Source organism: Polaromonas sp. (assembly GCF_041689105.1).
GTDB lineage: Bacteria > Pseudomonadota > Gammaproteobacteria > Burkholderiales > Burkholderiaceae_C > Polaromonas.
Genome location: NZ_JBDNGU010000139.1, coordinates 1 through 12,160 on the forward strand (window position 1 = coordinate 1; position 12,160 = coordinate 12,160).

Annotated in this window: 7 protein-coding genes and 2 pseudogenes; all 9 read right to left on the reverse strand. The window is 55.3% G+C overall.

The window, feature by feature from the left end:
- Positions 1-749, reverse strand: a 749-nt coding sequence (locus ACESMT_RS14565) for a protein adenylyltransferase SelO family protein (RefSeq protein WP_372827313.1), incomplete at its 3' end; no start/stop codon positions are given.
- 462 nt (positions 750-1,211) lie between these two features.
- Positions 1,212-2,141 carry a hypothetical protein gene (locus ACESMT_RS14570; RefSeq protein ID WP_372827314.1) on the reverse strand — a complete coding sequence of 310 codons (930 nt, stop codon included), beginning with the start codon at positions 2,139-2,141 and terminating at the stop codon, positions 1,212-1,214.
- A 100-nt stretch (positions 2,142-2,241) separates the two neighbouring features.
- Positions 2,242-4,248, reverse strand: a complete 2,007-nt coding sequence (locus ACESMT_RS14575) for a hypothetical protein (RefSeq protein WP_372827315.1) — start codon at positions 4,246-4,248, stop codon at positions 2,242-2,244.
- A gap of 209 nt (positions 4,249-4,457) precedes the next feature.
- On the reverse strand, positions 4,458-6,428 hold the full coding sequence (locus ACESMT_RS14580; protein WP_372827316.1) for a DNA methyltransferase: 1,971 nt from the start codon (positions 6,426-6,428) through the stop codon (positions 4,458-4,460).
- A gap of 107 nt (positions 6,429-6,535) precedes the next feature.
- Positions 6,536-6,850 (reverse strand): hypothetical protein, encoded by a 315-nt coding sequence (locus tag ACESMT_RS14585; RefSeq protein WP_372827317.1) that lies wholly within the window; start codon positions 6,848-6,850, stop codon positions 6,536-6,538.
- Between the two features lie 2 nt (positions 6,851-6,852).
- Positions 6,853-7,725, reverse strand: a complete 873-nt coding sequence (locus tag ACESMT_RS14590) for a Bro-N domain-containing protein (protein WP_372827318.1) — start codon at positions 7,723-7,725, stop codon at positions 6,853-6,855.
- 84 nt (positions 7,726-7,809) lie between these two features.
- Positions 7,810-10,527 (reverse strand): DEAD/DEAH box helicase, encoded by a 2,718-nt coding sequence (locus ACESMT_RS14595; RefSeq protein WP_372827319.1) that lies wholly within the window; start codon positions 10,525-10,527, stop codon positions 7,810-7,812.
- Positions 10,528-10,653: 126 nt separating this feature from the next.
- Positions 10,654-11,433: pseudogene (locus tag ACESMT_RS14600) on the reverse strand (DUF262 domain-containing protein); the annotation flags it as partial.
- A gap of 249 nt (positions 11,434-11,682) precedes the next feature.
- Positions 11,683-11,871, reverse strand: a pseudogene (locus tag ACESMT_RS14605) (oxidative damage protection protein); the annotation flags it as partial.
- Positions 11,872-12,160: the final 289 nt, after the last annotated feature.

Sequence of the window (12,160 nt, forward strand, 5' to 3'; positions counted from 1 at the left end):
AAGAGCTCGAGTTGGCCGACCCGAATGAACGACGGTGCGACGCGCGTCGAGATGGCGACTGCCTCCGATATAAGCATGTCGGGATCGTGCGAGTGCGAGCCCTCCGAGTACCACGGCCGCTTGACCGTCTCCGTTTTCGACACGTACAGACTCAGAGACCGTGATGTTGGCACGCCGAGCCCGTGCATGTGCTCCTGTGCCAGGAACTCCCGGACACTCGAGCGCAGAACGGCGCGACCGTCCGCGCCGCGGCAGTATGGCGTGCGGCCGCCACCCTTCAGCTGCATTTCCCAGCGGCTACCGTTGATGACGGCCTCAAGCACGGAAACTGCGCGACCATCGCCGTATCCGTTGCCGGTTTGGAACGGGCACTGCTGGTCGTATTCAGTGCCGAAGATGGAAAGTGCGTACCCAGTCGCCCAACCAACCTTGCGCATCGGCTCCGGAACGTGCGAGATGTCGCCGGAGAACATGCGGACGAAGTCGGCTGACTGCGCCATGCTGTCGGCGAAGCCAAGTTCGCGGAAAAAACTTTTGCTGTGCACGACGTACTCGGGGTCTTTGATTGGCGTGGGATTGACGGGGACATAGTGGCCCGTAAAGACTTCTCGCGGCGCGTGGTCGGCTCCGTTTGCTGTCGCGTCAGGGTCGCAGTTGAGCGTGTCCATGAGCGAGTAGTTTGCCAACTTGGCAAGATCGTCGAGCGTTGCGACAGTTGGGGAGGTTTCTAGGGCTAGTCGGTTTGTCATAGGTCTACTCATTGCGCGGTTCGTTTTACCGCCTATCATTCGGCGGAGCGTGTTCAATTCAGCTTCGAAGCAGCGCTATCAAACCCGCCTGTTCAAAGTGCCGATCGTGAGCTAAAGCCTCCGAGATTCCTCGCGCCTTCATAAGTTCAAATGACCCGCAGTCTGTGAGACTCCATTCCTTATCTGCCATCCGTTTATACAATTCGAAAGCTTCCCGGAACTGGATGGAAGTTTACGGTACGACCTCCACATTCGGGTTCGCGCGAATAGCTTCAACACCGCGGGTAACAAGCGCTCGCACAGGCAACTGGGAAAGTGCTGCCATGAGCTCGTCCAACACCATCTCCGTTGTCAAATGCCGGAATTTCCCAAGCCCCTTTGAAGTAGCGATAGCCTTCCCATGTAGCGGGTCGTTCGGGTTGAGTAGCGCCACCCAGTAGCCGGTGTCTGCGAACACGACTTTCACTTGGCCCCCGAATCAGAGCGATAGACAATGTCATCAATGCGCTTCGACAGGTCTGTCGGAACAGAATCCCATGCACCTAGAGGCGCCGATTCACCGATTGCAGCCAGTTGCTCCCAGATTGGAACCGCCATTTCATCGAATTCCTGATCCGACAGCACCGCAGTCTCCACTTTATCCACCCGTGAAAACCGCTTGATCTGCCGGTCGCTTGTTGCGAATTCTGCCGTTCCTTGCACGCGCAAACGCACAGCCCGGTGATTGCGGAGCGCATCAAGAACTTCCGCTTCCTGTTCCGGGCTGAAGCGTCCGCCCACCAAGGTCTCCGCTTTCTCAAGCTGGAGCGTGAAATTTCCAGGCCCCACGTTGGCCATGCGAACCTCTCCAATTACATCCACTACATCCTCGTAAGTCTCCCCGACCCATTCGGCCAGCCGTTTACGGGCTTTTGCGGTGTAGGCTGCATCCTTGGAGCCGTGGCGCGAACGGGTAAACAACACTTCATCGGCGCGCAACGATTTACCAAAATCACGAAATAACGGGATCACATTGGAGGGTAGCGCGTCCGGCAACAACTGATCCTCGTTCGCGGCGGTGATCGCCGCGTCTATCAAGTCGGCTGCTTCGTCGAACTCATCCAAATTGCCAAAGTCCAGTTCAGACTGGTCAGCCACGCGAACTCGTTGCAGCGGAACGACCGCAGAACCCGGATCAAGTCTGTTGAACTGCAACCGGAAACCTTCCTCGAAGCCTTTGGGAAGCCGCACACGACCTTGATTCTTGCGCCGCCACAACTCCTTGGCGCACTCAAGAATCAAAGTACGGTAAGCGATCAGTTCTTGCGTGCACTCCACGTCAAGCGCGTGGCCTTCGAACCGCTTGCCATCGAAACGCAGCGAAGCAAGTTCAAACGTGATGTCGGCAGCCATAATTTATACCTCCTGTTCCTATTGTCCCGCATCTTGGGAGTATTTTGATTATTTACATGCGGCGCAATGCCCTGCGGTTATTGCGCCCGCAGGCTGCCGCTCACTGCGCTTCTCGCAGCAATCGACGTAGAAGTGCTTCAGCGTTATCCGACTGCAAGCGATCTGTCCTTTCCGCCAAGCGCTCCTCAAGTTGACCTCGGCGAAGCAGTATTGCGTTCTGGGCTGCCTGCCACCGCTCATCTGTCAGAGCAGCCGGCTTGGTATTTAGAGCCTGATCTACTACCTGAGTAATCGCCGCATTGTTCCTAGCGACCAGAACCATTCGGATACCCCACAAATGGGCAAACATGTCACCGATGGCGTAATAATCTGGCGGTTGAGCAATTTCGCAATAGGAATCCAAGATGGACCGAATGTTCGAAATGCTTGCGCGGAGTACCTCTGGGTGGCCTCGTGCGAAAAATAGTAGGCCGATAAATACTAGAGAATCGCCGCAGTCGTCAGCCCGACGCTTGCTAATGCTCTTCTTGCCCTTGAACGCCACCCAGTAAAACGCCAGTATCCAAAGAAACTTATCGATCAATGCGCTCTCGTCGCCGTGGTCCGTCCGAAGAGGCTGATCAATTAACCTTTCAATCGTGATCGCAATATGCTTGATGAGGTTGTCGATTTCCCAAATCAGGAAGCTTTCACCGAACTCATTGTTTTCGGCGATCTTACGCAGATGGTCCGCAATAATGTCTGAGATGTCGATCAGATCATGGTAAGGATTGATCCATTCGCGATCAGCCTCTACTTTCGGCAAGGTGGCAGCAGCCTGATCAAAGATGTAGCCGAGCGAAGTCTGATTGATCAGTCCGTATGCCTTCCCTAGTGGCTGCACCATGCTCAAGCGACCTGCCATTGCTTCGTTGAGAATTGCGAGCGGCGCTAGAACCTCAATCTTTTCCAACACGTGGCGCAGCGTGTCCTTGAAGTAGTAGTCCTCCCGCTGAAGCATATGGGCAAGAATGGTGAAGTGATGACCATTGACCTCCTCTGCAAGCGCATGGCTGCGCTTCCCATACAGGTACATCGCGATGTCGAAGAGCCCATCGATTACCGGTATATGAATATCGGTCTCCGCAACATCCTTAGGTGCCGCGCGTGGAATTCTGGATAGGATGGCCGCTGTCTGGAACGCCACCTCGTCAAGCCCTTTGGCCTGTGCATATTTGACGCAAGCCAAAGCGTAGTAGATCGGAGCAAACGTTAGCGGCGCAGTATGCTCGCGAAAAGCGCGGGCCTCTAGCTTAGCTGCATGAATGGCGATTGCCTGATACGCCTCCGACACACGGATAGCCGTAGATTCATCACTCTGTACCGCCGCCGTGCGGCTTACTTCCTGCAACGCTTCGTAAGCATGATCTGTGACGATGCTCACATCCGATGTCATTACCAAAAACATTGCTTCTGGCGCTTGCGTTAGCGTCAAATTGTGCTTTCGAGAGGACAGGTAATGGATGGTCAGGTCGGCAATGGCGAATATCGCGGTTTTGGCTAGTAGCTTTTCGCCACGGGCTACCGCTTTAATTGTTATCTCTGCTAGATCGTTAATCCATGAATTGATGGAGTTTGGATATCCGCGAATGAGAGGATAGATAGTAGCTTCGATGTCCTCGGCGGAACATTGGCTTTGTTGCGCTGAACTGAGCACCTGATGCTGAAGCCGGGCAACCCGCGTAACAAGCGTTTTTTCTTCATCTATAACTTGCCTCACATGCTTCAGAGCCAATCCCACCGCATAAGTCGGATCCAATAGTTGGCATACATGCCCGTGATACCACCGAAGCAGGTCAAGACTGATACCTAGAATTGCCAAAGAGAATGCAAGCACGATGCTGACCGGCAACCCTGCAAGTCCGCGCACCGCGAGCAAGAAACTCACTACACAAAAAATGCCAAGCAACACGAACGTAACGTATGTAACTGGGTCTCGACGGTAGAAGCGAATGATCGACGGTGACCATACCTCGCCAGCCCGTTGTATTGGAATAATTGAAAGCGTCAGAACGAGCGCGAGAATTGTTCCATACGTCGCCCCGAGCTGTGAAAGAATTGCTTCCAAGGGCTGAAATTCGTCTGCGGCACTACGAATTTGGGGAATAAAGAGCACACTAGCGGCGATTGAGCATCCAAAGAGGCTGACGACAGCACCAGCTATCCAAGCACAAAGTCGGTTAGTGAAAATTGCGACAAGAAGCCGCCATTGAATCAATCTAGGAGCCCAATAGTTCGAAGTGCGCTTCCTTATCTGAGTTAGTCGAGTATTCACATTCACCCCACACTCACCGGCACCAGCGTCATGGTGTCATTGCCGAAAATGTCTATCACCTTCACGGCCACGGTGTAGCGGCCTGCCTTGGTGTAGGTGTGCGACGCGGAGGTGAGTTCCAGCTCGCGGTTCTTGCGGGTGCGGAAGCTCTGCCATTCGTTTTCGAAGATGAAGCCGCCGGTCCAGCGTTCTTCGAACTCCAGTTCACCATCCCCGCTACCGTCGCTCCCGCCCCCGATCGAAGTCAAGGGCAGGCTCCGGCGGGAGTCCAGAGTTTTGCCGGCGTTCTGGATTCCCGCTTCCGTGGGAATGACGTCGTTAACTCCGGCATCCTTCGCCACCTTGATGATTTCCTTGCGGCTCATGTAGTCGAAGTCCACCGCCCAGTAGTCCACCCAGTCGGTCCAGAGGCCGGTCAGTTTGTTGCGGGTGAGTACGCCCTGTTTGTCCTTGGCGATTTTGTAGAGTTGTCCGGCCTCGCACACCACCTGGCTCTTGCCTTCCTTCAGGTTGGCGATTGCGGCTTCCATCGCGCCTTGGGTGTAGTACACGGAAAAATCGGTCAGCTCGATGGCGAGAGTGAATTTATCTTTCTTGTTGTAGCGCGGCGTGGCTTCGATGAAGCTGATGTCGAAAAACACTACCTGGCCTTTTTCGACTGCGCGTTTGTCGAACACCTCGGGGGGAATCTGCTTCGGCACCAGGTCGATGCCTTTGCTCTTCGCCTCTTCGAGTACGGCGGGGAACAGGCCCATCTCGAATTCGAAGGCGAGCATGTCCACGCGCGAGGCGCCGCGCTTGCGGCATTCGGTGATGACCTCCTCCACGAACAGCCGCCCTACGGGCAGGTTGATCGGGCCGATCACCACCAGCCGTCCGGCGTTCTTGCCGTGAAAGAAACTCTCGCCTTCCAGCGGCTGGGCCTTGTAGGCGCGCAGGATGAGATCGCGGAACTCGCGCTCCTTTTGCGCCAACGCTTGTTCTTTCTGTTTGCCGCTGAGCCGACCGCCGACGTTGAGATAAGCCTGCCGCTCGTAGCGGCCAAGGTTCAGCACCTCGAAGGCGCGGAACGACTTGCCGGAATCCTTAGCCTCGCGCTGCACGCCGATCAGTCGCTTGCGCGTGGTGTGGATGGCGAACTTGCCGAGGTCGGTGCAAATCCACTTGCGCCCGAGCTTTTCCGCCACCGCCGCCGTGGTGCCGGAGCCGCAGAAAAAATCGGCGACGAGATCGCCTTCGTTGCTGCTGGCTTTGATGATGCGTTCGAGCAGGGCTTCGGGTTTTTGTGTTGGGTAATCGAGACGTTCAGCACCGCTCTTAGTCATCCGAATGTCAGTCCATATGTTTTGAATAGGCCGACCCTCTTGCTCGTCAAGATAACTCTTCTGATAGGGAGTCCCATTGCTTGTGTAATACAGTCGGTTTTGTCTTTCAAGCTCATCTATACCTTCTTGCGTTTGTGCCCAATGTCGCCCTTTCGGCGGATCTAGTAGCTCGCCTCTAAATTTACGCGCTGGGCCAGCACCTGCACCAGTAAAGGTGTGAGGGTAAAAACGTCGCCCAGTTTCAGTTTCAGCAATAAAACGCTCTCCGATATATTCATCCGTCAATGGGATGCGTGGTGGTGAAAAGAAATAGCCATCGGACTTTGAATAAAACCAAATAGTTTCGGTCACATTCCCGTATCTACCTGCGTCATTGTGTGCACCGAATCGCTGCCAAGTTATCTGATTCAGGAAGTAGTGACGTCCGAATACTTCATCAAGCGCCAACTTCACGAAATCCGAAACCTGATAACCAACATGTACATATATGCACCCATCCTCCGCCAGCAAATCCCGCATCAGAATCAGCCGCTCGTAAATCATCGAAATAAATGAATCCGCCCCGCGCCCCCAGGTGTCGCGGTAGGCGATCTGTTCCAGCAGGTTCGGCTCCTTGTGGAAGGTCTCGCCGCCGATTTCGATGTCCATGGAGAAATCGGCGCCGACGTCGAAGGGCGGGTCGATGTAGATGAGCTTGAGGCCGCCCGCGTCCTCGATCTGCCGGCGCAGTGCGCCGCTCTTGAGCGAGGAGAGAATCAGTTTGTTGTCGCCCCAGATGAGCTTGTTGGTCCAGCCCTTGAGCTGGGGCCACGCGTGTCGAACATGTCTATCGTGCCGAGTTCCGGCGCTTCCTTGCGCGGTTCGTCCACGTGCTCCAGCGACTGGAACGGCAGCACGGTGGTGCACACGTCGCGGCTCTTGCCGTTCCACACCAGCTCCACCTCGCGCTTGTCCTCGAACAGGATGAAGCGGTATTTCTCCGGCAATGGTTTGCCCTGCTGGATGAGCTGGGTGAGGTCGCGCTTCTCGGCGTCCGTCAGGTCGTAGGCTTCTTTGGGTGGTTTGGCCATAGTCAGGTCTTCTTCGGGTTTTTCAACTTGGATGGCAGTTTGGGCTTGGGTTTGTCGATCAGGTAATTTTCTGAGGTGATGACTTTCCGGCCAGACTTGGCTTCAAGCTGGCGACGGGCGCTGCCCGCGACGGAGCCGCCCGCCCTTGCTGCCCGCTTGTTCTTCACGAAGCCTTGTGCGTCTTTGTTGCGGGCGATTTCGGTGGTGGCGGCTTCGCCGAGCATGGTGAAGATGAGTTCCAGATCGTTCATGTGGTCACGCAGGTTTTCGCGCTGCAAGCCCTTGAGATTTTTGTATTGCGCTGGCGTAACGCCGAAGGTGGCTAGCGAGATTTCAGCGGTGAGGATGGCGAAGTCTTGCTGGTCCGCAATGCCGCGTTTCTGCCATTCACTGGTCAGCTCGTCACGCACGGCGATGCCGCGAACACGTTTTTCGATCCAATCGTCCGGGTAGCCTTTTTCTTTATAGAGTTCCTTCATCCGCTGCTGGGCGAGTTCTGGATTTTCGATTTCCTGGACGCGCTGATAGCCGACCTCGGCCAACCAGCGTTTGAACGGTTCAGCCTTGGGGCTGGGGATGGATTGGATGATGCGGAAGGCGGCTTCGGTGTTGACGCCATCGGATTGGTAAGTTTTTCCATCTGCGCCGGTCAAGGCCACCTTTCTACAAAATGTAGAAAGGTCAACGCCAGCGCCCGCTTTCTCTCGCCGCTTCATGGCGTCCCAATACTTTGGCGGACTGGCACTGTCGGTCAAAGCACCAACGATGTCGATCACCGAGAAGTACCACTGCTCATCAACCCAAGCACGGCGAATCTGGCTTGCACCGAAAACAATGATCTTGCCCTGTGAATCTGCCGGGAGTGCTTCGCTCATGGTGTTGTCCCTCTCTTAAGGCTGGCGTTGCAGTGGTCTATTTTACGGACGCCCGGCTGAGAGATGTCGTGATCCGTCATCGCGTCAGTCTTTCTGAAAATCTGTAAAGCTCGCGGCGAGCCCGGCGAAGTTCTTAGGCGGGTTGCGTTCGTAGCCTTGCTGATCGACGTATACAAATCGGTATTCCGGCCCGCCCTCTGCCTTGCTCGCCTGCGTCGCGTCCGCGCACCACTGGCGCAGGCGTGTCATCTTTTGCGGCAGATCAAGTTCAACCCGACCCTTGGTTTCCACGATCCAGACCGTGCCGTCGGTGGTTTTAACGAAAAAGTCGGTGACATAGTTCGAGAGATCGCCATCGGCCTTGACGTAGTCTATCTTGAAGCCGACGGCGAGGTAGTTCTTGGCGAACGCGGCAACATCGGGCGCGGCATCGAGAAAACCGGCGAAGGTCAGCTCGAATCCACCGGCGTGCGGCTCACCGACAATTTTGCTGAACAGCGATTTCTTCGGGGCGAGATAGGGGCGGTTCTCGGTGCGGAAGGGGCGCGTGTCGCGCAGGCGGATGTAGTCTTCAATGCGCACCGAGCCGGTGTCCTGGATGGTGAGCGCGTTGATGGCGGTTTTGAACGAGTCGAACAAAATCTTCCCGGCCTCTGGCTCGGAGAGATTGCGCAGCACTACGGGGTCTTCGAGATTGACTGGCGATGCAGCAAAAAGATGCCCACCCATGAACGCCTTCACCTTGGGGTAAAGAATGTCGTAGCCACCGACGAGTCGCAACTCCTTTAATAATTGACGCGCAAAAAAACCGACCACGGAGCGGTAGTCGGCAGGCCCTGCACCATCAAGCTGGATGGTGTGATGCACTTCGGCGTCGAGCATGGTCTTGAACACGATCTCGCGCGTTTGCTCGGGCGTGAAGTGCTTGAGCAGAAGTTTGGCATTGCCGAATTTTGCGGGGTCAAGTGCATCGAGGTCTTTGAACTCGCGATTGAAGCGCCGAGTAAGTCTCGGTAGTTCGATGTCCAGCGCGTCAATGTCCTTGTCGGCGTCCTGCGTGTCCACCTCAACGATAAGCGAATCCTTGCGGCCGGAGTCATGGCCCATCGGCACTCGCTCGAAAGTGACGCCCTCGCTCTGGATAGACTCGACGAATTCCATGAAGGCGAGCGTGCCGATGACCGATACGGTCTCCGGCATGTCCGAGCCGAAATACATGCAGCGCAGGCCGCGACCCAGCGTTTGTTCGGGAAGGATGTTGCTCTTGGCCACATAGGCGCGCAGACCCACGATGGTGGTGACGTTGCGCACGTCCCAGCCCTCCTTGAGCATCAATACCGAGACGATGGCTTTGTGCGGCGACTTCCATGTGTCAATGTCGTTAGCTTCCTTGCGGAGTCTTTCGAGCTCCTCCTTGTTCTTGCCCGAGGCCGCCTCAGAGATTTCGCCGTTATTTTTGGTGTGGATGACGAGCACCGCGCCTTCAAGTTCTGGGCAAATTTTCTCAAGATGCGCGCCGACCTCGTCGCAATTGCGGGTGTCGTCCACCATCACGAACAGCACGGCTTTCTTACCCAGAGCCTCATGCTCGGCGTAGCTCTTGCGCCACTCTTCGACGCCGAGTTGCAGGTAGTCTTCGTAGCGTTCGGTGAAGATCGCGCTCTTATTCTCCTGTAGCCGGCTGCGGCTGGCGGCATCCGGCAGCACCGGGTGCTTGACGACATTCTGATAAATGGCCTCGACCAGGGGGTAATCCGAGACGGTCTGTACAAAGATCGCGCCATTGTCGTGACGGGGAGTAGCGGTCACATCCACTTGCAGGGCAAGGCGGCCATCTTTCTGCAACATGCGGTGATGAATGTCCTGGATGCTTTTGAACCAGGCCATCTTTGGGTCGTGGATGTGATGCGCCTCATCGTTGAATACCGCCAGCTCGTCAATTTCGCGCACGATCTCGCCGAGATCGGTCTTGCTGTCGGTGGTCTTGCCCATCGGCTTGGAGCCGAATGGATCAAGGAAGTAGTCGCGCAGGTCGTCATCATCCAGCGAAGGCTCGCGCACGTCGCCGAGATACACACGGTGGATATTGGTGAGAAAGAGGTTACCGGTATCACGCACCACGCGCACCTTGTCCTGGATATGCAGCGTGAGCTGGAAATCGTCGCGCCAGTTGCGTCCCTGGTGGCCGTTGTCCGGAAGAATGGGGTCGTTGAAGAAAATGCGCAGTCCGTCAAAGTCGGCGCGCAGCCGGTCGAGGACGATGATGTTTGGTGCGATCAGGAGAAAATTGCGCGCGAGCGTCGAGCCGGTTTCATAAAGCTTGTGAAAGAAGCTCCAGGCAATGAGCAGCGACAGGACTTTGGTCTTGCCTGCGCCGGTCGCCATCTTTACAACGTAGCGCGGCCAGTCCTCGTCGAACATATTTGTAGAAACCGCACCCGAGGCGTCGAAACGCAGTAAATCGAATTTGTCCCGCACCTTGCGCACATCGTGTAGCCAGATCACCGTCTCCACCGCTTCGCGCTGCGCGAAGTAATAACGGAACGACGACAGCGTGCCATCGGCTTGCTCGACCATGTGCTCGGTCTCGAACCACCAGCTCAGCAGCGCGCGTGATGTGTCGGAAGCGCCCGCATAGCCTGAGTCCCGCCACGCCGTGACCTCGCTGCGAATCTTGGCGACCAGCGGCGGCAGCAACTTCTCATAGGCGGTACTGCGAAGCTCTTCCGCCGCCGGAAACCAGCGCTGCTCCGGCAGCAGTTCGGCATAGGGCGATTTCGGAAATTCAGGATGTAGCGCCATGAGTCACCAATTAATGGCCTTGGCCACTTTTATGACAATTGGCGATATTGCCACTAGCTTATTTTGTGTCACCACCACTTGACTCTCCCGCCGCTTAATATCGCGGATTACCCAAATACTATAAGCTTACAGCACTACGCGCCAGCAGAAGCTGTATGGTTGAAGTGAATAAAGAGCAGTGCCGTTAATATCGCGGTGTCTACGATCAACGCCGCATTCACTATGAAAGCGCGTCCCGATCTTCTCAAAATCTTCGTTGAAGGAACCCACCTTGCCTTGGCGGATGGTGTCTGCATATTGGCTCCGAAGCCACGCCTGGAAAAACTTCTGATCCTCCTCCTTACTGTAGCGATGAAGCGTTTGGTTGGAATCCTTCCAGAATATATTCGCCTTTTCACGATCCTTCGGTTCCTTGAATCTCGACAGAATGTAGCCCTTGAGCATCTCAGTTGAGGTCAGGTTCAGCCCCAGGTCATTCATCGACTCGAAGATCGTGTAGGCGTTGTCGTCCGAATAGGCGGTAATTTCTACAAGAATCACGTTGTATTTCAGCCAGTCGAGAAAGTATGGGAATGCCTTGTCTTTGAGTTCTTCCGGAAAGGCTTCCCCGATGTCGGCGTAACACCTCGCCATGTTTATGGTCGATTCGTCGTCATCGGGTTGAATTTCGTAGCAGCCTTCAAGAAACAGCTTCTCCAGACAAACTTTGCGCTCCTCCACTTGGATATTGAAAGACTTTCGTCCGTATTTCTCTGAAAACACCAGTGGCTCAATGGATTCCTTACCACCAAGTTCCTTTTGCAGGTTGTTGAGAAAGACGAGAAACAGCGTAAGCGAAGTCAGACGTTGTTGGCCGTCGATAATGCTCTTCATGCCGTCCTTGCTGCAGACGACAAATGGCCCAAGGTAGTAATTTTTAACGCCCGGAGTCCCGCTCGCCTGTTCGCCTGTTCGCCTGTTCGCCTGTTCGTAGGCACTTTACTCCATCTGAGCAGGTAGAGTGTGACGCCTGCACTTGTTGCGCCGGAGGGCTAACATTCGCTTGCGAATGTTAAGTCCCAGCGGGACGACCAGAACCAAACATGCGCTCTACGGAAAATATCGGGGTCTTGCGTTTTGCCTTTGCTCTCCCTGCACCATCACCACAGGTGCATCCTGCGCCGCAACATCGGCGAGATTCAACCGATTTTCATTCATCAGCATCTTTTGCTGCTCGAGCCACGCTTTCCACGCTTCCTTGGAGACGTTTTCAAAAATACGCTTGCCGAGTTCTCCCGGATACGGCGGAAAATCGAGCCCCTCGGCTTGACGCCCGAGCTTTATACACTGCACTGTTCTAGGCATAGTTATTTCAACGCTCCTCTCAAGAAAATCTAGGACCCAACGGGTTGCGCATCGACATGAGTGAGATGTTGCATACCGGCCAAATCATTGCGCTGCCGCCGGAAGGTGCGGGCTCTGCCTCGAAATCCAGACGGATATTCCGGTGAATCAGGCGAATTCTTCCATGTAAACCCGGCTACTCCGCCGGTGTGCACAGGTCGGGATAATTCTCTTTCACTTCGTGACGGTTGCCTTCCGCGTCGTACCAGCAAAGCTTATCGGGCTCTTCAGTCTTTGCGGTGGTTTTGTG

Excerpts from the sequence above, each read along its gene's own strand:
- ACESMT_RS14570 (WP_372827314.1), bottom strand. The coding sequence starts at position 2,141 with ATGGCTGCCGACATCACGTTTGAACTTGCTTCGCTGCGTTTCGATGGC.
- ACESMT_RS14580 (WP_372827316.1), bottom strand. The coding sequence starts at position 6,428 with ATGGACATCGAAATCGGCGGCGAGACCTTCCACAAGGAGCCGAACCTG.
- ACESMT_RS14585 (WP_372827317.1), bottom strand. The coding sequence starts at position 6,850 with ATGGCCAAACCACCCAAAGAAGCCTACGACCTGACGGACGCCGAGAAG.
- ACESMT_RS14590 (WP_372827318.1), bottom strand. The coding sequence starts at position 7,725 with ATGAGCGAAGCACTCCCGGCAGATTCACAGGGCAAGATCATTGTTTTC.
- ACESMT_RS14595 (WP_372827319.1), bottom strand. The coding sequence starts at position 10,527 with ATGGCGCTACATCCTGAATTTCCGAAATCGCCCTATGCCGAACTGCTG.